This window comes from Massilia sp. UYP11 (assembly GCF_050434805.1).
GTDB lineage: Bacteria > Pseudomonadota > Gammaproteobacteria > Burkholderiales > Burkholderiaceae_D > Telluria.
In genome coordinates, this window is sequence record NZ_JBNDJE010000001.1 from 194,746 (window position 1) to 216,762 (window position 22,017).

At 67.2% G+C, this 22,017-nt stretch carries 18 protein-coding genes; 6 read left to right on the plus strand and 12 right to left on the minus strand.

The annotated features are described in order from the left end of the window. Positions 1 to 20: 20 nt before the first annotated feature. Positions 21 to 2,879 carry a TonB-dependent receptor domain-containing protein gene (locus tag ABIB38_RS00840; protein ID WP_429200919.1) on the minus strand — a complete coding sequence of 953 codons (2,859 nt, stop codon included), beginning with the start codon at positions 2,877 to 2,879 and terminating at the stop codon, positions 21 to 23. 219 nt (positions 2,880 to 3,098) lie between these two features. After that, the gene (locus tag ABIB38_RS00845) at positions 3,099 to 4,856 is read right to left on the minus strand and encodes an ABC transporter substrate-binding protein (RefSeq protein ID WP_429200921.1); all 1,758 of its coding nucleotides are present in this window, start codon (positions 4,854 to 4,856) and stop codon (positions 3,099 to 3,101) included. Positions 4,857 to 5,020: 164 nt separating this feature from the next. Here ABIB38_RS00845 and ABIB38_RS00850 point away from each other — a divergent pair, with 164 nt between their 5' ends. From ABIB38_RS00850 to ABIB38_RS00860, 3 genes are all read left to right on the plus strand, one after another. Beyond that, the gene (locus tag ABIB38_RS00850; RefSeq protein ID WP_429200923.1) at positions 5,021 to 6,259 is read left to right on the plus strand and encodes a nucleoside recognition domain-containing protein; all 1,239 of its coding nucleotides are present in this window, start codon (positions 5,021 to 5,023) and stop codon (positions 6,257 to 6,259) included. A gap of 22 nt (positions 6,260 to 6,281) precedes the next feature. After that, on the plus strand, positions 6,282 to 7,739 hold the full coding sequence (gene dacB, locus ABIB38_RS00855) for a D-alanyl-D-alanine carboxypeptidase/D-alanyl-D-alanine endopeptidase (protein WP_429200925.1): 1,458 nt from the start codon (positions 6,282 to 6,284) through the stop codon (positions 7,737 to 7,739). A gap of 179 nt (positions 7,740 to 7,918) precedes the next feature. Beyond that, on the plus strand, positions 7,919 to 9,052 hold the full coding sequence (locus ABIB38_RS00860; protein ID WP_429200927.1) for a GGDEF domain-containing protein: 1,134 nt from the start codon (positions 7,919 to 7,921) through the stop codon (positions 9,050 to 9,052). Positions 9,053 to 9,055: 3 nt separating this feature from the next. On the opposite strand, the gene ABIB38_RS00865 is transcribed toward ABIB38_RS00860, so the two are convergent. From ABIB38_RS00865 to ABIB38_RS00910, 10 genes are all read right to left on the minus strand, one after another. Next, the gene (locus ABIB38_RS00865) at positions 9,056 to 9,667 is read right to left on the minus strand and encodes a M15 family metallopeptidase (protein ID WP_429200928.1); all 612 of its coding nucleotides are present in this window, start codon (positions 9,665 to 9,667) and stop codon (positions 9,056 to 9,058) included. Then, positions 9,668 to 10,567, minus strand: a complete 900-nt coding sequence (locus tag ABIB38_RS00870) for a LysR family transcriptional regulator (protein WP_429200929.1) — start codon at positions 10,565 to 10,567, stop codon at positions 9,668 to 9,670. 99 nt (positions 10,568 to 10,666) lie between these two features. Further along, positions 10,667 to 11,743 carry an N-acetylmuramoyl-L-alanine amidase gene (locus ABIB38_RS00875; protein ID WP_429200931.1) on the minus strand — a complete coding sequence of 359 codons (1,077 nt, stop codon included), beginning with the start codon at positions 11,741 to 11,743 and terminating at the stop codon, positions 10,667 to 10,669. Positions 11,744 to 11,771: 28 nt separating this feature from the next. Then, positions 11,772 to 12,695 carry an N-acetylglucosamine kinase gene (locus tag ABIB38_RS00880; protein ID WP_429200932.1) on the minus strand — a complete coding sequence of 308 codons (924 nt, stop codon included), beginning with the start codon at positions 12,693 to 12,695 and terminating at the stop codon, positions 11,772 to 11,774. 18 nt (positions 12,696 to 12,713) lie between these two features. Then, positions 12,714 to 14,303, minus strand: coding sequence for a glycoside hydrolase family 10 protein (locus ABIB38_RS00885; protein WP_429200934.1), 1,590 nt, complete (start codon positions 14,301 to 14,303; stop codon positions 12,714 to 12,716). Positions 14,304 to 14,337: 34 nt separating this feature from the next. Further along, entirely contained in the window at positions 14,338 to 14,691 is a 354-nt protein-coding gene (locus ABIB38_RS00890) for a hypothetical protein (RefSeq protein WP_429200936.1), read from the minus strand. Next, positions 14,691 to 15,479: an acyltransferase family protein gene (locus ABIB38_RS00895; RefSeq protein ID WP_429200938.1), complete on the minus strand. Its 789-nt coding sequence runs from the start codon at positions 15,477 to 15,479 to the stop codon at positions 14,691 to 14,693. The genes ABIB38_RS00890 and ABIB38_RS00895 overlap by 1 nt, the downstream gene beginning before the upstream one ends. Positions 15,480 to 15,485: 6 nt before the next feature. Continuing rightward, positions 15,486 to 16,751 (minus strand): MFS transporter, encoded by a 1,266-nt coding sequence (locus ABIB38_RS00900; RefSeq protein WP_429200939.1) that lies wholly within the window; start codon positions 16,749 to 16,751, stop codon positions 15,486 to 15,488. Positions 16,752 to 16,811: 60 nt separating this feature from the next. Continuing rightward, positions 16,812 to 17,696, minus strand: a complete 885-nt coding sequence (murQ, locus tag ABIB38_RS00905; protein WP_429200941.1) for an N-acetylmuramic acid 6-phosphate etherase — start codon at positions 17,694 to 17,696, stop codon at positions 16,812 to 16,814. 112 nt (positions 17,697 to 17,808) lie between these two features. Continuing rightward, entirely contained in the window at positions 17,809 to 18,549 is a 741-nt protein-coding gene (locus tag ABIB38_RS00910; protein WP_429200943.1) for a GntR family transcriptional regulator, read from the minus strand. 125 nt (positions 18,550 to 18,674) lie between these two features. On the opposite strand from ABIB38_RS00910, the gene ABIB38_RS00915 reads away from it, so the two are divergent. The 3 genes from ABIB38_RS00915 (at position 18,675) to ABIB38_RS00925 (ending at position 21,993) form a co-directional block, all read left to right on the plus strand. Next, positions 18,675 to 19,994 (plus strand): serine hydrolase domain-containing protein, encoded by a 1,320-nt coding sequence (locus tag ABIB38_RS00915; protein WP_429200945.1) that lies wholly within the window; start codon positions 18,675 to 18,677, stop codon positions 19,992 to 19,994. Between the two features lie 116 nt (positions 19,995 to 20,110). Continuing rightward, a complete protein-coding gene (locus tag ABIB38_RS00920; RefSeq protein ID WP_429200947.1) occupies positions 20,111 to 21,346 on the plus strand; it encodes a D-amino acid dehydrogenase in 1,236 nt (411 codons plus the stop codon). Between the two features lie 185 nt (positions 21,347 to 21,531). Continuing rightward, on the plus strand, positions 21,532 to 21,993 hold the full coding sequence (locus tag ABIB38_RS00925; protein ID WP_429200949.1) for a YchJ family protein: 462 nt from the start codon (positions 21,532 to 21,534) through the stop codon (positions 21,991 to 21,993). Positions 21,994 to 22,017 lie beyond the last annotated feature (24 nt).

Sequence of the window (22,017 nt, forward strand, 5' to 3'; positions counted from 1 at the left end):
GGGCCATCAGTGTAGAGCAATCAGAAGAACTTGTAGGTCGCCATCAGGGTGAACGAGCGGCCACGCGGATCGGCCACGCGCGGTTCCCAGGTGCTGCCGGCGCCGGTATTGCTGTCGTAGGTGATCGCGAACGGCGGATCCTCGTCCAGCAGGTTCTTGATGCCGCCGGTCAGGGTCAGGTTCTGGAAGCCCGTGTAGTTCACCGTCAGGTTGAAGATCGAGTAGTCGTCGACCTTGCGCTGGTAGTTCGACGGCACGACGCGGCCGCTGGCCACGCCCGGCAGCACCTGGTCGTCATAGCCCGAACGGTAGATGTTCTGCAGCATGCCGCTCCAGTTGCCGTGCCTGTAGGTGGCATACGCGCTGTGCTTCCACTTCAAGCCCAGGTCGCCGGTGAACAGGAAGCGGCCCACTTCGCTCTCGCCGAATTCGGCGTTGCGGGTGGCGCGCGATTTCTTCTCGAGCAGGCGCGAACCGTCCAGGCCCACGCTCCACACCGCGCCGGTGCCGAGCTTGCCGTTCAGGCGGGCGCCGACTTCGACGCCGCGGGTGATGCGCTCGCCGGCATTGAGCCAGCGCTGGTCGATCGCCACCAGGTTGCCGGCCGGGTCGCGGAAGAACTGGTCCTGGAACAGGTTGTAGTTCGCGACCATGGTCGCCACATTGAACGAGTCGATCGTGTTTTCCTTGCGGATCTCCCACAGGTCGGCGTTGGCCGAGAAGTAGTTGGTCGGCTCGAACACGACGCCTAGGCTGGCCTGCTTGGCCGTTTCCGGTCCCAGCGTATCCTTGCCGCCGGTCAGGGTGATCGGGTTGACCGCGTCGCAGCCCGGCACGGTGGTATCGACGCGGCCGATCGAGCAGGTAGCCGGGTCGACCAGGTCCTTGCCCGCGTACGACGACTCGGTGATGCCGTTGAACAGCTGGTTGAACGACGGCGCGCGGAAGCCTTCGTTGTACGAGCCGCGGAACATCAGTTGCGGGATCGGCTGGTAGCGGAACGACACCTTGGGATTGGTGGTGGCGCCAAAGCCCGTGTAATCGTCGCGGCGGATGGCGAAGGTCAGTTCCAGCGCCTGGGTCACCGGCACCAGCACCTCGGCGTAGACCGCCTTGATGTCGCGCTTGACCTGGTCGAGCGCATTGACGTCGTCGAACGGCGCGTTCAGGATCGCCGGGCGCGCATTGGCGGCGCGGCGGTCGCCATTGAATTCGTACTCTTCACGACGCAGGTCGGTGCCCACCGCAGCCATGACCGGGCCAGCCGGCAGGTTGAACAGCTCGCCCGAGATCGCGGCGTCGAACTGGGTCAGGGTCTGCTTGCCGCCATACATCACCACGCCCGCGGCCGAGGTGGCGCGGATCGCGTCGATCGCTTCCTGGCTCTGGCTCTGGCCCGGCAGCAGGAAGGGATTCACGATGCCCGAACCGAGCACGTCGGCCAGTGCGCGGGTGTAGTTGAAGCCGGTGCCCAGCGTCGATTCGGATTCGCTATAGGCGCGCGACAGGCCGACACGGTAGTCGTAGCGCTTGCCGAACAGGTTCACCGGGCCGTCGGCGCCGACCAGCATGCGGCCGGCCTTGGTTTCGGTCTCGATCTCGCGGTTGCCGCATTCCATGCAGCGCCAGCGGTAGGCGATCGGCAGGCCGTAGTTGGCCGAGATGCTCGGGAAGACCTTGACCAGCGCGTTGTACACGCCGTCGTAGGCGGCGCCGGTGCTCGGATAGAACGAGGCCGGGCCGAAGGTCGAGGCGGAAGGAGAAACCTGGTTCGGCGAGAAGCGCTTGGCCACTTCGACGCGCGAAGCCACGCCTTCGGCGAAGAACTCGTGCTCGCCCATGCGGAAGGTGGCGCGCGCCAGCGCATTGGTATTCTTGACCGGCTGCTGCAGCACGGCGGCGCGGCCGGTATCCCAGGCGCAGCCATAGGCCGAGCCGGGCGAATCCCACAGCTTCTCGTCGTAGGCGCCCATGCCGTCGATGCTGTCGCAGCCCGGGCCGCCCGGCAGGTCGAGCAGGCTGATCCCATTGTAGGCCACGGTGCCGCCGCCCGGAATGGTCGGGCCAGTGCCGGTGCGCGACAGCAGGGTCGGCGCCAGGGTAGTAGCGAACACGTTGGCGCTCGGCGCGCCGCGCGTATCGACCGACACGCCGCGGTTCGGCTGGAAGGTGTTCACGAAGTCGCGCTGGTCGCCGCGCAGCGCCTTGTTCTCGCTGTGCGCGGCCGTCACCAGCACATTCCAGCCCTGGGTATCCAGGTCGCCCCAGCCGCCGGTGATGGAGGCGCGGCCGATCTCGCCGCCGCTCGCTTCGGCGACATCGGTGAAGGCCTGGGCTTCCAGGCCCTCGTAGTTCTTGCGCAGGATGAAGTTGATCACGCCGCCGATCGCGTCGGTGCCATACACGGCCGAGGCGCCATCCTTCAGCACTTCGACGCGCTCGACCGCCGCCATCGGGATCGAGTTCAGGTCGACCGCCGAGCCTTTCATGCCGTGGGTCGCGACGCGGCGGCCGTTGAGCAGCACCAGGGTGGAATCGGAACCCTGGCCGCGCAGGTTGGCGCTCGAGGCGCCGTTGTTGCCGCGCTGGGCGCCGGACGTCACGTCGGCGTTCGACGCCAGGTTGTCGGAACCGTTGCCGTTCACGTTCAGCGTCGCGATCAGCTGCTCGGCCGTCACGATGCCCTGGTCTTCGAGCTGCTTGCGCGAAATGATCTCGACCGGCAGCGCACCTTCCTTGGCGATGCGCTTGATGCTCGAACCGGTGATTTCCACCCGCTGTATCGACGCGTCGCTTTGCGCCTGCGCCTGCGCCTGCGCCGCGATCGGGGCAATCGCGCCCATCAGGGCCATCAACCGTGCCAGTTCCTTTAATTTCACCGTGTTTCTCCTAATGTTTCCCGTGGCGGTCTTGGGCCAGTCGGGTGCACCGCAGGGGTGCAACGCCTGGCCTGCTCTCTTCGCAATAGCTATTTCGCTCTTAGCATTACGTTATGTTATGAATCCAGAGTACGCCGACAAAAATCTCAGGTGCCAATGAATTATCCGGAGGGCAGTATAACCAGCAGGAATATTTTGTTTAGGAAAAACTAACGAAATCTAACGTTTAGCTCTGGCAGAGCGTGCTCTTTGCGCAACATCGACATCGAGGTAACGCCAGGTCGTGAATTCAACCGGATGCCGTTTGTAGTTTTTCAGCCACGGATGACGCAGGTCACTGGACAGCACATGGGTCAATGGCACCCACGGGTTATAGGCGTGGATGAGCTGGTTCATCTCGACATACAGCTTGTTGCGCTCCGCACCATCGCTGAGCAGGCGCGCTCTTTCGTAGCGCACATTGTATTCAGGCAAGTTAAAACGGGCGTAGTTGGCGCGGCCGGCATTGGGCCCGTACAGCAGCTGGTAAAAATTGTCGCCATCGGGAAAGTCGGCGATCCAGTTACTCTCGAACATCTGCACCGTGCCCAGGCGCGAAGCCTTGATGATCTCGGTCTTCTTGTCCGACTTGAACACAACGCGCAGGCCGATCGCGTTCAGGCATTTTCTCCACAACTCGTCGCGCAGGCGGCCGCCGACCGTGGCTTCGCTGTGCATGGTGAGCGTCAATGGCTTGCCGCCGGGCGCGCGCCTGAATCCATCGGCGTCGCGCTGGTCGTAGCCGTAGCGGTCCAGCAGCGCATTGGCCAGCGCCGGGTCGTACGGCACCGGGCTGCGATAGGCCGGATCGTAGCCGAGCACGTTCGGCGGCAGCGGCGATTCGGCCTTGATCGCGAATCCCTTCTTGAGCAGCGCGATGTCTTGCGCGCTGTTGTACGACATGGAGATCGCGCGCCGCAGCGCCACCTTGTCCTTGCCGTAGCCGCCGACCACCGGGTCGTTCATGTTCATCCACATGTAATAGGTCTGCAGCACCGGGAAACGCGACAACACGATGCCGCGCGCCGCCAGCTCGGGTTTCAGTGCGCCGTCCCGCACCACCATCTCGGTCATCGATTCGGGAATCTGTTCCAGGTAGTCGTATTCGCCATTCAGGAAGCCCAGCATGCGGCCCTGGAATTCTTCGGCGATCTTCACGTCGATCCGGTCCACCCGCGGCAGGCGCTTGCCCTCCAGGGCGGCGGCGATGGCCCGGTCTTCCGGGTCGTCTCCCGGCGTGGCATGGAACACGGCCGTCGAATACGGGTTGGCCAGCAGGACGATCCGGTCGCTGCGCTTCCACTCCTTGACCATGAAGGGCCCGGTGCCAACCGGGTGATTGCCGGCCTGGCCCGGATAGGCGTCGATCACCTCGCGCGCGACCACGCCGGTGGCCGGGGTGGCGAGGTAGAACAGGAAGTTGTTGTCGGGCGCGGCAAGGCGGATGCGCAGCGTGTAGCGGTCGACTGCCTCCAGCTGCTTGCCTTCGACCAGATACGACCACGGCGACCTGAGCGACGGATCGCGCAGGCGCCCGAGGCTGTACACATAGTCGGCCGCGGTGACTTCGCGTTTCACGCCCTTGAAGGCCGGGTCGGGCGTGAAGTAGATGCCGGGGCGGATGCGGAAGGTATACGTCAGGCCGTCGGCGCTGACCTGTGGCATCGCGCTCGCCGTGTTCGGCCGCAGCTTGGCCGGCCGCGCCAGGTAGTCGTAGCGCAGCAGCGGATCGAACAGGTTTTCCAGCAGCGACAGGGTGGCGTTGTCGGACGCCATCGCCGGATCGAGGCCTGTTTCGCTGGTGGACAGGAACATGCGCAGCACTTTCTGCGGCGCTTGCGCGGGCGGCTGCGCCTGGGCCTCGGCCGCCTGCGCTCCGAAGCAGGAGGCGGTGAAGGTGAAGGTGAAGACGAGGGCGGCGGCGTAGCGCAATGTCATGACGGCGGCTTGTGTTGGGCGTTGCGTATCATAGGCCGGCGCCCATCCCCGAGGCAACGCTCATAACTTTTGTACATGGTGCGGCTGCATTCTTTCATCTATGCAGCTTGCCCTCAGTCTCTGTCCACTGCACAATCGTGCGATACCCAGCAGCGATACATGACATGGCACTCAATTACATCTGGACAGGCTTCTTTCTCGTCGGCTTCATCGCGGCATTGGGACAATGGATCTTCCTCGGCGATACCGAGGTCTTCAAGCGCATCATCGACGGCACCTTTTCCTCGGCCAAGATGGCGGTGATGGATATCGCGCTGCCGCTGGCGGGCGTCATGACGCTCTGGCTGGGGATCATGAACGTGGGCGAAAAAGCCGGGGCGATCAATGTGTTCGCGCGCGTCATCGCCCCCTTCTTCTCGCGCATCTTCCCCGGCGTGCCGAAGGAACACCCGGCCAACGGCCACATGGTGATGAATTTCTCGGCCAATATGCTGGGCCTGGACAATGCCGCCACGCCCTTCGGCCTGAAGGCGATGGAAAGCCTGCAGTCGCTCAATCCGAAGAAGGACGAGGCCAGCGACGCCCAGATCATGTTCCTGGTGATCCAGACCTCGGGCCTGACCGTCATCCCGCTGGCCATCATGGCCCAGCGCGCGATCCTGGGCGCGGCCAATCCGGCCGACATCTTCATCCCGACCCTGATCGCCACCTATTGCTCGACCATGACCGGCATCATCGCAGTCAGCCTGCGCCAGCGCATCAACCTGCTCGACCCGGTGGTGTTCGGATGGATCGGCGGCGGCACCGCGCTGATCGGCGCCCTGGTCTTCGTCTTCACCCATTTCCTGGACAAGTCCCAGATCGAGCTGGTGTCGGTGGTCGCCGCCAACCTGATCCTGTTCTCGGTCATCGCCGTCTTCATGACCGGCGCCCTGCTCAAGAAGGTCAACGTGTTCGACGCCTTCATCGAAGGCGCCAAGGGCGGCATCGAGACTTCGCTCAAGATCATCCCTTATCTCGTCGGCATGCTGGTGGCCATCAGCGTGGTGCGCAACTCGGGCATCCTGGGCCTGATCGTGAGCGGTTTCGCCTGGATCTTCAATGCACTCGGCCTGCCGACCGACTTCGTCGGCGCCCTGCCCACGGCCCTCATGAAGCCGCTGTCGGGCAGCGGCTCGCGCGCCATGATGATCGACGCCATGACCACCTATGGCGTCGATTCCTTCGTCGGCCGCCTGGCCAGCATCCTGCAAGGCGCGGCCGACACCACCTTCTACATCGTGGCCCTGTATTTCGGCTCGGTCGGCATCCGCAAGACGCGCTACGCGATCGGCTACGGCCTGCTGGCCGACCTGGCCGGCGTCATCGGCGCCATCTTCGTCGCCTATCTCTTCTTCGGCTAAGTCTTCTTCATTCAGGAACAGCATGTTTCGACGCTACGCACTCGCCCTCGCCCTCCTTACGAGCATCTCGTTCGCCCACGCCCAGCTGCCGCAACCGGTGGCCCAGGCGCTGCAGCAACACGGCATCGGCCAGGACGAGATCGGGGTGCTGGTGCTGCGCGGCGACGCCGCCGTGCTCGAACACCGGGCCGGCCTGCCGATGCAGCCGGCGTCGACCATGAAGCTGGTGACGACCCTGGTCGGCCTGGAACGCCTGGGCCCCGCCTTCCGCGGCCGCACCGAGCTGCGCACCACCGGCCAGGTCGAGGACGGCGTGCTGCGCGGGAGCCTGTACCTGAAGGGCGGCGCCGACGCCGACTTATCTGGCGAACACATCGCCGACATGCTGCGCGCGCTGCGCTACGCGGGCATCGAGCGCATCGAGGGCGACCTGGTGCTCGACCGTACCCTGTTCCAGCCGGACCGCCCGGACGTGGGCCTGCCGCCCTTTGACGAGTCGCCCGAAGCGTATTACAACGTGATCCCGGACGCCCTGCTGGTCAACAAGAACATGCTGCAGCTCGACATGCGTTCGACCGCGTCAGCCCTGCAGCTGCGCATGCATCCGGAGCTGGAGCGGGTCTCGGTGGCCTCCGAGATGACCCTGGTCGACGCCGACTGCGCCCGCTGGGAGGCCGGCTGGCAGCTGCCCGAGGCGCGGCGCCAGGCCGATGGCCGCATCAAGGTGGTCTTGCGCGGCACCTTCCCCAGGAACTGCAACCGCAGCTACGGCGTCAACGTGCTCGATCGCGACGATTACGTGAGCCGCCTGGTGCGCCAGGTCTGGAGCGACCAGGGGGGCGTGCTGAGCGGGCGCACCATCACCGGCGCGACGCCGCTCGACGCCCGCCTGCTCGCCGCCCATGTGTCGCGGCAGCTGCCGGAACTGGTGCGCGACATCAACAAGCCGTCCGACAACGCCCTGGCGCGCACCCTGTTCCTGAGCCTGGGCAGCCTGCAGGACGACCCGGTGGCGGGCAGCCTGGCGCTGCCGCTGGCCGAGGAATCGACCTTTGCCCGCGCCGACGCCGCCGTGCGCGGCTGGCTGCGCGAAAAAGGGATCGACGACACCGGCTTCGTGATCGACAACGGCTCCGGCCTGTCGCGCATCGAGCGCATCAGCGCGCAGCAGATGGCCCGCTTGTTGCAGGCCGGGCTGCGCAGTCCCTGGGCGCCGGAATTCCAGTCCAGCATCCCGATCGGCGCGGTCGACGGCACCATGCGCCGTCGCCTGCAGGACAGCCCCGCCGCCGGGCGCGCGCGCCTGAAGACCGGCACCCTGCGCAACGTCACCGCGCTGGCCGGCTACGTGCCGGACGCGAACGGCATCCCTTGCGTGTTCGTGGCGATGATCAACAGCGAGCAGAGCGGCAATGGCCGCGGACGCGTCGTGCTCGACACGCTGGTGGACTGGGTGGCGCGCTCGGGCGCGGCGCCGTGAACCGGGAATGCACAGGTTAATGTTGCTTTTGAAATAAATTAATTGTCAAATTGCTATAATTTGTTAGTTTTCGATAGAAAAAGCTGACACAATAGCGGCCTGGCGCGTGTCCCGCGCCACCGGTTTCCGCCTCCGCAGGACGCGCTGCCGACTGTCAAGTTTGGCTGTCCTGATCATCCATGAAATTCCATCCCCTGACCGGAGAATTCGCGCGCGCCGCGGACGAGTCCGAATTCCTGAACAGCCAGTTGCCGCGCACGCGAGCGCTCCTCGGCTTCACGCTGCTGTTCTACGTCGTGTTTTTCCAGTTGTTCTTCCTGACCGATATCGCGGCGCTGGGCCTTTACACCGCGCTCAGGGAAACCCTGCCGGCGCGCCTGGGCGTGGCGCTCAGTAGCGGCATCTGCGCCTGGCTGGCCTATCGCCGTGCGCTGTCGGTGCGCGGCACGCGGCTGGCCGCGTCGAGCGCCGAAATCCTGTCGCTGGGCTGCTTCATGGTGGTGGCGCTGGCGCGTCCGAACGAAGTGCACTGGCATGCGCTGTCGATGGTGGTGATCCTGGTCGTGATCTACCTGTACATCCCGAACCGGCTGGCCTACGCCACCGCGATCGCGAGCGGCGGCATCATCGTTTTCGTGGCGCTGGTGCACTACATGCTGCCGCCGCGGCCCGTGGCCGACCTGCTCACCATGGGCATGCTGCTGGCGATGATCAATACCTTCGGCATCCTGGCGGCGCGCCGCTTCAACCGGGTGGCGCGCGAGGAATTCCGCCTGCAGAACCAGCTCAAGCGGCTCGCCGAGCGCGACCAGCTCACCGGCTGCTACAACCGCCACTACCTGCACGACCACCTGCTGGGCCCCGAGCTGGCGCGGGCGCGGCGCTTCGGCCATCCGGTCTCCGTCGTGCTGTGCGATATCGATCACTTCAAGCACATCAACGACACCTTCGGCCACCACCAGGGCGACAACGTGATCCGGAACTTCGCCACGCTTCTGCAGCGGATGACGCGCGAGGGCGTCGATGCGGTGGTGCGCTACGGCGGCGAGGAATTCCTGCTGATCCTGCCCGGGACCGGACTGGCGGGGTCAAGCGCCCTGGCCGGCCGCCTGCGCGACGCCTTCGCCGCCAGCACCTTCACGGTCGACAGCGAACCGGTGCCGACCAGCGCCAGCTTCGGCGTGGCCGCCTTCGATTTTTCCAGCGCCGACCTGCGCGTCACCCTGCCCGACCTGATCGTGGCGGCCGACAAGCAGCTGTATGTGGCCAAGCGCAACGGCCGCAACCGGGTCGAGTCGGTGGAGTTGGCGTAGACCCTACAGGACGCGGCGGAAGGTGGCGCGCACCAGGTCGCGGTCGCCGCAATCGAAGTGCCACCACTCGGTCTTGATGCCGAGGAAGCCGGCCTGCAGCATCGCCGTGCGCAGCAGGCGGCGGTTGGCCAGCTGGTGCCCGGTGAGCCGGCCGGCCAGCACGAAGCCCTCTTCCAGCGCCGGATGCGACAGCTCCGTCATGTCGTCGAAGGCGGTGCCCATGTCCAGCTCGACGCCGTCGGCGTCCACCAGCGTGATGTCGAGCGCCATGCCATACGAGTGGATCGAGCCGCGCGCCGGATCGGCCAGATACAGGCGCAGGTCGGTGCCCTCGAGCGCATCCCACAACTGCTGCTGCACGCGCTGCGGACGCAGGGCGTCGAGCACCAGCGGCCGCAGCCCGGGCGCATGCACGGCCAGCCAGGCCACCGCGCGTTCCAGCGCGGCCGCCGCCTCGACGTGCAGCCAGGCGCAGTCATGGGGCGAATACAGGTCGCGTCCGACGAAATTGTTGGCCGTGGCATAGCGCAGGTCGACATCGATGCCGGCGATGCTGTCCAGGTGGCGAAATTCCGGGCTGCCGGCGATGTCTTCGCTGGCGAGGGTCAGGTTCATTCAGGTATCTTCAAGACAGGCGCGCGCGGTGGCGCCGATACAGTTGGCCAGCTCGCGCGCCCCGTGCGACAGGGGTGAATGGCTGGCGGTGAGCAGGTACAGGTGCACCGGGATCGACGGCGACCACTGGCGGCACTGCACCCTGGCCGGGGCCGCCGAAGCGGCGGTAAACGGATCGAGGATGGCGGTGCCGGCGCCGGCCTCCACCAGCGAGCGGGCGATCTGGTAGGTCTGCACCACGGTGCGAAACACCGGCTGCACGCCCTGCGCCTCGCAGGCGGCGACGACCATCTCGCCCAGCGGATCGCGGTCGGCCAGGCCGATCAGTTCGCCGCTCAGGTCTTCGGCCGAGAGCGGCTTCCTGCATTCGTCTTCGGTCCAGGTGCCGGCGGGCGCCACCACGGTCAGCAGGCCATGGGCGATCGGCTCAGCCACGATGCCGGGATGGCGCGGATCCTGCAGCGACAGGGCGAGGTCGGCTTCGCCCAGGCGCAGCGCATTGACGATCTCGCTCGTGTGATGCGTTGCAAGTTCACAACGGGTATCGGGGAAATCGCGGCGCCAGGCCGTCATCCCCACCGGCAGCACGCTGACCGCGATGGTCGGCGTCGACACCAGGCGCACGGTCTCGACCGCGCGGCCCTTGAGGCTGGCGGCCAGGCGGCGGATGCCCTGCAGGTCGCGGTTGAGCTTCTCGGTTTCTGCGAACAGGCGGTGCGCTTCCGGCTTCGGATAGAGCTTGCCGCGCACGCGCTCGAACAGCGGCATGCCCAGCTGCAGCTCGGCGTGCTGCAATACCTTGGTCACCGCCGGCTGGGAGATGTGCAGCACCTGGGCGGCGCCGCTGATGGTGCCGACTTGCATGATGGCGTGGAACACCTCGATATGACGCAGACGCATTGCTTCATCCTTCAGTAGAAAATCCACCCTGCTTACGCACCGGGCGGATGGGCGAAGGATACAGTGAAACTTGCCGTCCGGCGATGGTCACGGCGGTGGTCATGGCATATTGACTGGCGGTGTCGCGGGCACTGGCGCAGGCACCGGCGCGGTCGGCGGCACGTTCTCCAGCGCGCCTGGCAGCGGCTCTGCGGTCGGGGCCGGCGCCGATGGCGGCACCGGCGTCGGCGCAGGTGCAGGTACAGGCGCCGGAGCAGGCGCCGGTGCAGGTGCAGGTGCCGCAGGCGGGAGCGGCGCAGCCGGCTGGCCGGGCACGGCCTGCCATGGCTGCGGCGGCGCCGGGATCGCCGGGATCGCCGGGATCGCCGGGATCACCGGCATCGGCGGCGGCGGCGTGCCGGCCGGCGTGGTCAACACTTCGAGCAGCGTCGCCGTTTCGGCGTCCGGATTGCCCGCGATATCGAGCGGACGGTATTTCATCTGGAACGCCGCCAGCGTGGTGCGGGTGGCCTCGTCGTACACGCCGCTCTGCTTGACACCGAAGCCGTGCATGGCCAGCTTGCGCTGGAACCAGCCGACGTCGGGCAGCAGGGCGTCGAAGGCCGGGCGCACGGCCGCCACGCGGACGGCGTCCGGCCACAGCACCAGGCCCTCTTGCGCCAGGCGCCGCCACGGGAATTGCGGCCCCGGATCCTGCTTCCTCAGCGGCGCGATGTCGCTGTGGCCCAGCACGTTCTCGGGCGCGATGCCGTGGCGCTGGACGATGTCCTTCACCAGCGGAATCAGGGCGTCCACCTGCGCTTGCGGGAACGGCGCATACACGCGCCCGGCCGGCGTGTCCTTCCAGCCGGCGTTGACGATCTCGATGCCGATCGAGCTGTTGTTGAGCTGAGTGAAGTTCTTCCAGCTCGAGTTGCCGGCGTGCCAGGCGGCGCGGTTCTCGTCGACCAGGCGGTAGATCTTCGGCGTCGCCTCGTCGGTCAGCAGGTAGTGCGAGCTGACCTGCTGCTCGGTCAGGATCTTGATCGAGCTCGGCGTGTTGGCGACCGTGTAATGCAGCACCAGGAAGCGCGCCCGGCTCGACTGGCCCTTGGCGGTATAGGTGGTGTCGTAGCGCGGGACGGTGGTGCAGCCCGCCAGCACGGTCAGGGCGAGTAAGGCGGCGATCGATTTCATGTTGTTCTCCTTGGTGGTTTCTTGTCGTTCAACCCAGCGCCAGGCGCGCAGCCGCGTGGTGGGCCCGCTGGCCGGTCTGGCTGAACGCGGTATTCGGGGGCAGCGCCGCGCGCATGGCGCCGGCGACCAGCGGATGCAGTTCGGCGGCGCGCCCGCTGAGCGCCACCGGACGCGCGCCGAAGCGCGCGATCAGGGCCGATGCCAGGCGCGCCAGTTCGCCGCCCGCCGCGACCAGGATCGCGCGCGCTACCGGATCGTGCTCTGCGCTGGCGGCGACGGCCAGCGCCAGCTTGCCGATGGTTCCGCGCTCGCTCTGATAGATAAATGTTCGCGACTCGGCCCAGTCCGATCCGCCGATGTGCGCGAACACGGCATGCGCCATCGGCGAATCGCGCCAGCCGCCGGGACGCTCGTCTTCGTTGCGCCAGATCTGGCGCAGCGCTTCGCGCGCGATCCAGAAGCCGCCGCCGCCATCGTCCAGCACCACGCCGCGGCCGCCGGCGCGGTGGAACACGCCGTGTTCGTCGATGAAGGCCCCGATCGAGCCGGTGCCGGCATAGACCAGGTAACCTTCGCCGGGCGCGAAGCTGGCGCGGTAGGCGATCTCGATGTCGTTGCACAGCACGACCGCGCCAGGTGCCACGCCCAGCAAGGCGGCCAGCCAGCCCTGCAGCAATTCGCCGTCGCCGCCGAACCCGGTCAGGCCGGCCTGCACGCGCGCCGGGCGCGCATGCTGCAGCACCGCCGCCGCCAGCCGCTCGAAGGTGGCGCGCACGGCTTCACGGCCGTGGGGCGTGGCCATCTGCAGGGCGGACAGACCCTCGACCGTGCCCTCGGCCAGGATCGCGCCGCCGGGCGCGGCCAGCGCCCAGCGGGTCTGGGTGCCGCCGGCGTCGATGCCCAGCCCAGGGCCGGGGCCAACCCCACGCGGATTGTCTTGATCAGTCGGCATACCGTGATGCTACCCGCATTATGGCTTCGACCACACACGCACGCGCTCGCCCTCGTTGCCGAGGCGGTCGACCGCGCTCACCACGACGACCTCGGCCGGGCCAAGGCGCTCGTCGTCGGCAATCGTCCAGGTCGTGCGCGCCGCCGGCGCCACGGCGAAGCGCCATTCATTGCCGTGGCGGGCCCAGATCGCATACAGGGCATTGCCCTTGCCCGCCTTCAGGCTCAGGTCGACCGAGCGGGCGGCGCGAACGGCCTTGATCGCGGGCGTGCCGGGACGCGTGCTGCCCAGCCATGGCGTGGCCGGCACCAGCGCCTGGCCGGTGTAGCGGGTCGCGCGCAGCTGGTCGCCGATGCCCTTGCGGTTCTGCATCAGGGCCACCATGCTGAAGTGGATGTGGCCGGTGGCCAGCGGACGCGAACGGGTCACGCTGACCTGCTGCAGCACTTCTTCCGGCTCGTAGTCGCGGGTCGGCGCGCCGATGCGGCTGGTGAACAGGCCCGGCCAGATGTGGCGGCCCAGCGGGTTCTGGCCGATCCAGTAGTCCAGCAGCACGTCATAGGCCTGGCCCGGCGGCTTGATCGGCCAGTACAGCTGCGGCACGAAGTAGTCGAGCCAGCCCTCCTGCAGCCACAGTTCGGCGTCGGCATACAGCTTGTCGTACTGCGAGAAGCCGACAATGCCGGGCGGACGGCGGTCGGGCCGGCCGATGCCGAAGGGACTGATGCCAAAGCGCACCCAGCTTTTCTCGGCGTGGATGCCCTTGTACATGGCCTCGATCAGGCGGTTGACGTTGTCGCGGCGCCAGTCGGGGCGCGCCAGGGCGCCGCCGCTCTTCAGGTAGCGCTGCCAGGCCGGATCGTCGGGAAAGTCCAGTTCGGCCTTGGCCGCGCGCCCGTCCAGCGCGGCGGCATTGCCGGCCACGGCCGGCGTGGTCTCGATCGGGTAGGGATAGAAATAGTCGTCGATGTGCACGCCGTCGATGTCGTAGCGGCGCACCACGTCGAGGATCACGTCCATGGTCTGCTTGACGGCGGCCGGCTCGCCCGGGTCCATCCACATGAACTTGCCGTAGCGCTTGACGATGTCGGGATTGGTGTTGGTGATGTGGTTGGGCGCCGACTGCGAGCGCGCCGCGTCCAAGCGCGCGCGGTAGGGGTTGAACCAGGCGTGCAGCTCGAGGCCGCGCGCATGCGCCGCGTCGATCCAGAACTTGAGCGGATCATAGGCCGGCATCGGCGCCTTGCCTTGGACGCCGCTCAGGTACTCGGTCCATGGCTCGAGCCTGGACGGGTAAATCGCGTCGGCCGAAGGACGCACCTGCAGCACGATCGCGTTCAGGTTCAGGGCCTTGGCGCGGTCGAGGATGGCGATGGCTTCCTGCTGCTGCCTGGCGGACGACAGGCCGGGTTTGCTGGGCCAGTCGATATTGGCGACGGTCGAGACCCAGGCGGCGCGCAGCTCGCGCGGTGCCGCCGGCGGATCGTCGCCGCCGCTGGTTTCGGCGACCGGCACGGTACCGGTAAGCGGCCGGGTGCCGCAGCCGGCCAGCAGGCCGCCGAGGGCGAAGGCGCTCGCCAGGCCAAGCGTGAAAGCGCGTTTTTTCATGTCGGGAAGCAAAGTGGCTCCTTGTGTGATCCGTTCAGACTTTGACGAACCAGCGCTTGCGCCACATCCACCAGGCGATGGCGAACATGCAGGCGTTGAAAGCGATGGCGTACAGTAATGAGGTGTTGCGTGGGTCCAGCGGCAGCGCGGCGAATGGCGCGTACAGCATGCGGCCGAGCGCGAGCTGGCTGCCGTCCGGCTGGGTGAGCTTGATAAAACCGAGCATCTTGGCGATGAGGCCCGCGAGCGCGAAGATGAACAGCGCGTTCATGCCGTAGATGACGAAGGGCGTGCAGAGGCGCGTCATGCGCTCGCGCAGCGCCGTTGACGGCGCCGCGTCCAGCAGCCAGTAGCTGGCGCCGAAGGCGAGCAGCGCCCAGCCGCTCATCAACAGGCAGAACGATGCCGTCCACAGGCTTTATTGATCGGCATGAGGACCGCGTCGAGCGTGGAGCCCAGCGCCAGGCAGGCCAAGCCAGAGAGCATCAGCCACACCACCTGCTCGACCCGCGGCAGCGCCGAAAGCAGCAGGCGGCCGGCCAGCACGCCGAACAGCAGGCTGCACACGGCCGGGAGCGTGGACACCAGCCCTTCCGGATCCCAGGTCGTCGCCTGCGCCCACAGGTGGCCGTCCATCAGCGCGCGGTCGACCCAGGCGCCGAAGTCCTGCCCCGGTTCGAGCCTGCCGGCGCCGATGCCGGGAACCGGAACGACGAGCATCAGGAAGCTGTACAGCGCCAGCAGCAGGAAGATGGCAAGCGCCTGGCCGCGCCAGCCCAGGTAGACCACCAGCGGCGCCGCCAGCAGCGTGCACAGGGCGATGCGCTGCAGCACGCCGGGAATGCGCACGCTGCCCCAGTCGAAACGCGGGATCAGGTGGAGCAACAAGCCGATCAGGAAGATCAGGGCTGCGCGTTTGGCGAGCTTGACCAGCAGCCGCGGCTTGTCGGCGCCAGCGGCGGCCAGGCGGCCCAGCGACAGCGCCATCGCCACGCCGCCGATGAACAAAAAGAAGGGAAAAATCGTGTCGGTGAACGTCCAGCCATGCCAGGGCGCATGCGCGAGCTGCGCATGCAGGTGGCCCCAGTCGCCCGGATTATTCACGAGCACCATCGCGGCGATGGTGAAGCCGCGAAAGGCGTCGAGCGATGTCAGGCGCACCGGTGCGTCGTTCATGGTCCGTTATTTTTTCCCGAACTCGGGATCGATCTTCACCAGCGCCGCCACGATGAAGGCGGGGATCGTGGCCAGGCAGGTCCAGATGAAGAAATGCTTGTAGCCCAGGTATTCCTGCAGGTCGCCGCTCCACATGCCGGGCACCATCATCCCCAGCGCCATCAGGCCGGTGCAGATCGCGTAGTGCGCGGTCTTGTTGGGACCGTCGGCCACCATGATCATGTACATCATCATGGCCGTGAAGCCGAAGCCGTAGCCGAACTGTTCGAGCGCCAGGAAGGCGGACACCGTCACCAGGTCGGTCGGCTGGGTCTGCGACAGATAGACGAACACCAGGTCCGGCAGGTGGATCGCGAACACCATCAGCCACAGGCAGCGCTTCAATCCCAGGCGCGAGATCAGCCAGCCGCCGGCCAGGCCGCCCAGGGTCAGCGCGATGATACCGACCGTGCCGTAGGCGATGCCGTATTCGGCGGTGGTGAGCCCCAGGCCGCCTGCGCTGACCGGGTCCTTGAGGAACGGCGCCACGAGTTTGAGCAGCTGGGCCTCGCCCAGCCGGAAGGTAAGGATGAAGGCGACGATCATCCAGATGTCGCGCTTTTTGAAGAAGGCGGCGAAGGTGCCGAAGAAGTCGCGCAGCGGGTTATCGCTGGTCGGGACGGGCTTGTCGTCGGGCGGCACCGGCAGCACGAACTGGTGCCAGGCGAACGCGGCGAAAAAGATCGCGGCGAGCACGTAGAACACGATCGCCCAGGCCTGCTTGACGTCACCCAGGGTCACGGCCAGGTAGCCGGCCAGCACCACCAGCGGACCCTGGCCGACCAGGGTCGCCAGGCGATAGAAGGTGCTGCGCACGCCGACGAAAGCCGCCTGCTGCTGCTGGCGCAAGCCCAGCATGTAGAAGCCGTCGGCCGAGATGTCGTGGGTGGCCGAGCTGAACGCCATGATCCACATGACGGCCAGGCTGACGGCGAAGAAGGCGGGCGTGTGCAAGACGGTGCCGACCGCGATCAGCGAAGCGCCGACCACGACCTGCAACAGCACGGTCCAGCGGCGCTTGGTGCCGAACATGTCGACGATGGGCGACCACAGCGGCTTGATCACCCATGGCAGGTACAGCAGGCTGGTGTAGAAGGCGATGTCGGAATTCGAGATCCCCATGTCCTTGTACATGATGACGGTCAGGTTCATCACCACGACGTAGGGGATGGCCTGGGCGAAGTACAGGGACGGCACCCACAGCCATGGGCGGTTCGCTTGCGGTTTTTGCATGTCTCTTTCTTGTGCCGCGCGGGCCGACGATGCGGGAATGGCGCGCCCGAGGTGAAACCCTCAGGCGAGCGCCTGGCGCACGCTGCCGCGCGCCGCTTCCAGCAGCGCTTGCGCCTGCTCGACACTGGTTTGTTTGGACAAGGCCACGATGGCGGTCTTGACGTGGAATCCGCATTGCTCCAGCACCGCCCGCGCGGCCTCCTCGTCGGCGCCGGTGGCGAAGCTGGTGAGGCGGATCGCACGCCGAACCAGTTTGGCATTGGTAGCCTTCAAGTCTACCATCAGGTTGCCGTAAACCTTGTTCAAACGCACCATCAGCGCGCTGGAAAAGGTGTTCAGCGCGATCTTTTGCGAGGTGCCGGCCTTCAGGCGCGTACTGCCCGAGACGACTTCGGGGCCGGTGTCGAGGGTGATGCCGATTTCGGCTTCCTGCGTGACCGGCGCGTCCGGGTTGTTGGCGAAGCCGATCGTCAGCGCGCCGACCGCACGCGCGGCCCGGATCGCGCCCAGCACATAGGGCGTGCCGCCCGATGCGGCGATCGCCAGCACCACGTCGTCCGGTCCCACGTTCACGCCCTCCAGGTCGGCGCCGCCCTGCACGGCATCGTCTTCCGCGCCTTCGACCGCGACGAACATCGCGTCGCTCCCGCCGGCCAGCAGCGCCACCGCGCGTCCATGCGGCCACGAGAAGGTCGGGTACAGCTCGACGCTATCGAGCACCCCCAGGCGGCCCGAGGTGCCGGCGCCGACGTAGATCAGGCGTCCGCCCGCTTCCATGCGCGGCAGCGCGGCGGCGACCGCGGCGGCGATGCGCGGCGCCGCCTTGCGCACCGCCTCGACGGCCTGGAACTGGTCGTCGACGAAGACGTTCACCAGTTCGGCGGTCGGGTACTGGTCGAGGGCGGCGTGCGCCTGGGAAGGGGTTTCGGTATTGAGCATCGCCATGTCTCGAAAATGGATTTTTGATGAAACCAGTGTAATACCAATTCGGCAAGCCATCCCATGAAAGGATCGGCCGGCGTCATGCCGCGAGGTTATGTGGGCCCGACGCAGGCGTCTACGCGGGCCTGCGCAGCTCGGCCACGAAGTCGTAGTGGTCGCTGCGGCAATAAGAATGGGTCAGCTCGACCGGCTCGCCCGACTCCAGGTAGCCGACGCGGGTGATGAACAGCACCGCACGGCCTTCCGGCACGTCCAGGCGCGCCGCCAGCCCGGCGTCGGCGTTCATGGCGCGGATGTGCTGCAGCGCGCGCACCGGCATGTGGCCGGTCTTGCCCAGGTGGGCGTAGAGCGAAGCGGCCACTTCGCCGGGAAGCGGCAGCACCGTGGCCGGGATCACGCTGACCTCGTAGGCCATCACGACGCCGTCGGCCAGGCGCAGGCGTTCCAGGCGCGCCACCCGCGCGCCGGGCGAGAGGCCGAGCGAGAGCTGCTCGTCGGCGTCGGCCAGGACCACTTCGCGGCGCAGCCACTCGGAGCGCGGGGTATAGCCGCGTTGCTGCAGCTGTTCCGAAAAACTCGACAGATTCGACAGCGGCTGCTCGATGCGCGGCGCAATATAGTTGCCCGAGCCGCGACGGCGCACCACGAGGCCCTGCTCGACCAGCTGGTCGATCGCCTTGCGCGCCGTGACGCGCGAGACGTCGAGCCGTTCGGACAGCATGCGTTCGGAAGGCAGCGCCTGGTCGGCCTGGTAACGGCCGTCGCGCACGTCCTGCGCCAGCTTGCGCGCCAGCTGCATATAGAGAGGAGAATTGTCGTCCAGGTTGACCTGGAATCCGGGACCGGGAATGTTCATACCGTGGAAGCATACCACTTGAGACCAATACAAAAGAGTTATGACTTCCCCACGGCTATTCATTAGGCAAGGGTTTCGGGCTGTCCGTATGCTGATCCGGCAAACACGATAAAAAAGGGAATGAAATGAATCATGGCAGGCGATCCCTGCTCGGCATGGCCATGCTGGGCGCCATGGAACCGCTGTTCGCGGCGATGCCGCCGGCGTCCGGCGGCGCCGCGGCCTCGCTCGACGCCGAGCTGGCCGCCATCGTCGACGATCCCGCCTTTCCGCTCGCCAGCCTGTCGGTGGTGGCCGTGCGCGCGGGCCGGCCGGTGTACGAAGGCGCATTCGGCCGCCGCACCATCGGCAACGGCGCCTTCCCCGACCGCCCGGCCACGCCCGACACGCTGTACCGCATCGCTTCGATCTCGAAGCTGGTCACCACGCTCGGCCTGATGCGCTTGCTCGAAGACGGCAGGGTCGACCTCGATGCCGACGTCTCGGGCTATCTCGGCTTCCAGCTGCGCAATCCCCATTTCGCCGGCCAGGCGATCAGCCTGCGCCACCTGCTGCTGCATACCTCGTCGCTGCGCGACGACGCCGGCTACTTCTGGCCGGCCACGACGGCGCTGAAGGACGTGCGGCCCGCCTGCTCTAGCCACGCCGGCCCCGGCGCCTACTACAGCTATTGCAACCTGGGCTTTGGCCTGGTCGGCACGATCATGGAGCGCGTGACGGGCGAACGCTTCGACCGCCTGATGACGCGCCTGCTGCTGCAACCGCTCGGCCTGCAGGCCGGCTACAACCCGTCCGAACTGCCGAAGGCGGCGCAGGACAGGCTGGCGACCATCTACCGCAAGCGCGCGCCGGACAGCGACACCTGGCAATCCGACGGCCCCTGGGCCGCGCAGGTGGACGCCCCCGGCATCCAGCCGCCCCCTGGCCTGGCCAGCTACGTGCCGGGGACGAACGCCACGCCGTTCAGTCCCACCGGCGGCCTGCGCATCTCGGCGCGTGATCTTGGCGTCGTCATGCGCATGCTGATGGCGGGCGGCGTCCATGACGGCAAGCGCCTGCTGCAGGCGGCGACGATCGAGCGGATGTTCGCCCGCCACTGGGCCTACGACGGCGTCGGCGGCAACGGCAACCCGCTGGGCAGCATCCTCAGCCCGCGCGGCCTGGGCAACGCCCATTATCCCGACCGTCCCGGCCTGTGGCTGACGCCCGGCTTCGACGCCGTCGGCCACCTGGGCGACGCCTATGGCCTGCGCTCGATCTTCGCCATGGACCGCACGATCGGCCACGGCGGCGGCAACGGCGGCGGCAACGGCATCGTGGTGCTGGCCGGCGGCAGCGCGCGCGACCCGGCCGACCAACCCGGGCGCGACTCCTCGCTGGCGCGCTACGAGGAACGCGTGCTGGCGAGCGTCTACCGTCGCGCCATCCTCGGCCAGGCTGCCTGAACGGCCCTGCGGATGCGTACATATATGCCGGTTATGACGTCGCCCCCACGATTCATTGGCGGCCTGTCCGTACAGCCTCTAAGCTCCTTTCCCCTATCTGAATGAACGAGTCTGGCATGCAGCACATCATCGTGATCGGCGGCGGCGTCGTCGGCCTGGCATCGGCCTGGTGGCTGGTGGAAGCCGGCTACGGCGTCACCCTGCTGGAGCGCGCGCCGGAAGTCGGCAGCGGCGCCAGCTACGGCAATGGCGGCCAGCTCAGCTACCGCTACGTCTCGCCGCTGGCCGACGAGGGCATTCCGCTCAAGGCCGTCAAATGGCTGTTCCAGGCCGACGGCCCGCTGCGTTTCAAGCCCGAGGCCGACCTGCGCCAGTACCGCTGGCTGGCCAGCTTCCTGGCCCACTGCCGCGCTGACGTCAACCGCCGCACCACGGCCAAGCTGCTCGAGCTGGGAGAGTGCTCGCGCCGCGCGATGGAGCAGCTCGCGCTGGTGGTGCCGCCCGAATCCTTCCACTGGCGCGACGCCGGCAAGCTGGTGGTCTACCGCTCGCGCGAAGTGTTCGAGGCGGCCGCGTCGAAACCCGGCGCCGGCCAGGTCTGGACGCCCGAGGAATGCGGCGCGCGCGAACCGGCGCTGGCGGCGAGCCAGCATCTGCTGGCCGGCGGCATCTACAACGCCGGCGAGGCGGTGGCCGACTGCCACGCTTTCTGCCTGGCCCTGGCCGAACGCCTGCGCGCGCATCCGCGCTTTCGCGGCTTCGCCCATGGCGAGGCGCGCGGGCTGTACGCCGAGCGTGGACGGATCCGCGGCGTCGAGACGGCCGGCGGCCTGCTCACGGCGGACGCCTACGTGCTGGCGGCCGGGATCCAGAGCCGCGACCTGGCCGAATCGATCGGGATCGACCTGCCGCTGTATCCGCTCAAGGGCTACAGCCTTTCCGCCCCGATCCGCCAGGACGACGTGGCGCCCGAGATCAGCGTGACCGACTTCGAACGCAAGGTGCTGTATGCGCGCATCGGCGACCGGCTACGCGTGGCGGCGATGGTCGACATGGTGGGCGAGGACCTGCGCCACGATCCGAAGCGGGTCGAGGGGCTGACGCGCCAGGTGCGCGACACCATGCCGCGCGCGGCGGATTATTCGCGCGTAGCGGTGTGGGCCGGATTGCGGCCGGCGACGCCGAGCAGCGCGCCGATCATCGGAGCCACCCGCTACGACAACCTGTGGCTGAACGTCGGCCACGGACCGCTGGGGTTTACCTTTGCCTGCGGGACGGCTGCGGTGCTGGCCGACCTGGTGCAGGGGAAGGCGCCGCCATTCGGGCTGGATGGGTTGACGCTGCGTACGTAGGGTCGGCGGCTTCGCCGCCGACGCGGTGATTGTTATCGGCTCCGATGTCGTTCCGGATGATCTCGCTGCCAACCATCACCGCGTCGGCGGCAAGCCGCCAACCCTACTGTTGGCACATATTTAACGGATTGACAGCCATGCATCCCGCATGACCGGCAGTGGAAAAATCGCGGATAATTGCCGCCATGTCCACCCGCCCCACCTCTCCCTGCCCCTGCGGCGGTCCCGCGTACGAGCAATGCTGCGGCCCCTACCTGGCCGGCGCGGCCGTGCCGCCGAGCGCCGAGACCCTGATGCGCTCGCGCTATACCGCGTTCACGCTCAAGGACGAGCCTTATCTGGTTGCTACCTGGCATCCCAGCACCCGCCCGCAGGAAGCGATCATCGATGAGCCCGAGCCCATGCGCTGGCTCGGACTCGAGATAAAAACTGCTTTACGTTTACGTCAACGTAAAGCAGAATTGGTGAACGATCCAGGGCAAGACCCGAACCGCATCGATGAGGACAGCGTCGAATTCGTCGCCCGCTTCAAGGTAGGCGGCCGGGCGCACCGCCTGCACGAAGTCAGCCGCTTCGTGCGCGAGCCCGGTCCGGATGGCGTGCTTCGCTGGTTCTACCTGGACGGCAGTTTCCCTGACAAGAAGTAACCGCCGGGAGAGGCGGACGAAAGA